The 2075-nt window shown below is 73.2% G+C and carries 1 protein-coding gene and 1 pseudogene; both read right to left on the reverse strand.

Features of this window, described 5'->3' with window-relative positions:
* Positions 1-663, reverse strand: a 663-nt coding sequence (locus H0W38_RS21885; protein ID WP_292458203.1) for a polysaccharide deacetylase family protein, incomplete at its 3' end; no start/stop codon positions are given.
* A gap of 84 nt (positions 664-747) precedes the next feature.
* A pseudogene (locus H0W38_RS21890) lies at positions 748-2075 on the reverse strand (transporter); the annotation flags it as partial.

Below are 2075 nucleotides of genomic sequence, written 5' to 3' on the forward strand. Positions count from 1 at the left end.
CGTGAGCACGCGGCCCGCGTTGCGCTCGCGCGTATCGAAGCCGCGCCGCGTCCAGCTCACGAGGTGCAGCCCCAGGCGGTGCAGCACCGGGTCGAGGAAGGGATTGCGCAAGCCGGCAGGCGCGCGAAAACAGGTAGGGCGCTGGCCGCTCAGGTCGGTGAGCACGTTCTGTGCGCGCGTCAGCTCGGCGGCGAAGCCGCGCGGCCCGAGCAGCGAGAAGTTGTGACGGTGCACCGCGCTGTGGTTCTGCACGCTGTGGCCGCGCGCGACGATCTCGCGCAGCAGCGCGGGCTGCGCGCGGGCACGCTCGGCGATGCAGAAGAAGGTGGCCCGCCAGGCGTGACGCTCGAGCAGGTCGAGCACGCGCGGCGTGACCTCGGCATCGGGGCCGTCGTCCAGCGTCAGGGCGACCTCGCCGCGTCCGGCACTGGCATCGCCGAGGCGCGTGATGTTCGGCCCGAGCAGTCGGCTGCGCGGCCACAGTCCCGCCGCGGTCAGCGTGGCATGGTTGAGCGCCACGCCGGCCAGCGCCCACGGCGCCTGTTCGGGCAGCGCCAGCGCCAGGCCGGCCGCGAGGCCATGCACGCCCAGGCTGGCGCGCACGAGCGGCGGCATCGACCAGGCAGCGCTGGCGGCGGGCGGGGAGAGGACGGGAAGGGGCATGGACAACAACCGCCGACGGCCGTGGAAGCACGGAGACGGGCCGGCAAATTTTCCCACAGGCCCCATGGGCGACCGGCGCTGCGCTCAGCGGGCGGCGGCGGTTTCGTGCGAAGCGGCGGACACCGGCGCTGCGCGGGCGAACGATGCCGCGAGCAGCAGCGCGAGCAGCGCCCCGGGGGCGACCACGCGGCCGATGGCCGAGAGCGCCGAAATGTCCGACAGCGCGATCAGCCCGAACGACACCACTGTGGTCAGATTGGCCAGCAGCAGCGAGGCGAGCGTGTCGTCGCTCATGGGTTTGGCGGCGCCCCGCTCTGCCCAGAGCTGATCGAAAAAGAGCGCGTAGTTCGAGCCGACCGCCACCACCAGCAGCAGGCCGACGAGGTGCAGGATGCCCAGCGCCACGTCGGCGAGCGCCAGGCCGCCCAGGGTGAGCAGCACCGCGAGCGCGAGCGGCTGGCACACGGCGAGCAGGCGGCGCAGCGAGCGCAGGTGCAGCGCCAGCATCGCCACCACCGCCAGTGCACCGATGAGCGCCTGCACGAGCGCTTCACGCAAATAGCGGGCGTACAGGCTGTCGAGTTCGTGCTTGATGGCGATCACCTGGATGTCGTGCAGCGGCGCCAAGCCGTCGAGCGCGGCGCGCACGCGAGAGGCGTCGAGCTCGTTGACCGCCGGCTGCAGTGCGATGAGCGCCGACCAGCCGCCGGCCGCTCGCTCGAACAGCAGGGCATCGACGGCCGACGCAAGCGGGCTTTCCTGCAATGCCTGTCGGTCGAGCAGCGGCTGCTGGCGTGCAGCCTGCACTTCGTCGATGAAGGGTTTCAGGCGCGAGGCCGGCAAGGGCCCGCCGCGTGTCGCTTCCGCCAGCCGCTCCTCGAGCACGGCCGCCTCAGGCAGGCTGGCCACGCGCACTTGCTGCGTCGCCAGGCTGGGCAGCAAACGCGCGGGCGTCTCGTAGCCGCCCAGCAGGCCCTGCTCGACCAGGCGATCGAGCCGGGCGCCGGCCGCCTCGGCGGCACGCAGCGCGGTCTGCACGTCGGAGCCGTTGGCGACGACCAGCGTGCCGGCGTCGCTGGCGCCCAGATCGGCGCGCAGGCGCTCGTCGAGTTCCTGGGCCGCGCGCGGCACCGGGCTCAGCGAGGCGAGATCGCCGCGCCAGAGGTCGCTCTCCGAGGACCATTGCACGGTCAGAAGAACCGCCGCACAAACACCGAGCACGACGAAGGGAACACGCAGCCGTGGCAACGCGCGCAGCGCCAGCGCGGCCAGCCGGCTCATGTGGCGGCGCAGCCCCTGTCCGCTGGCGCCATCGGGCACCAGCGCCGGCAACACGTAGCGCGTGGCGAGGGCCGCGCCGCTCAGGCCGGCGACCGAGAACACGCCGAGCTGGGCCAGACCGGGGAAGCCCG

The organism is Methylibium sp. (genome assembly GCF_013817365.1).
GTDB lineage: Bacteria > Pseudomonadota > Gammaproteobacteria > Burkholderiales > Burkholderiaceae_C > Methylibium.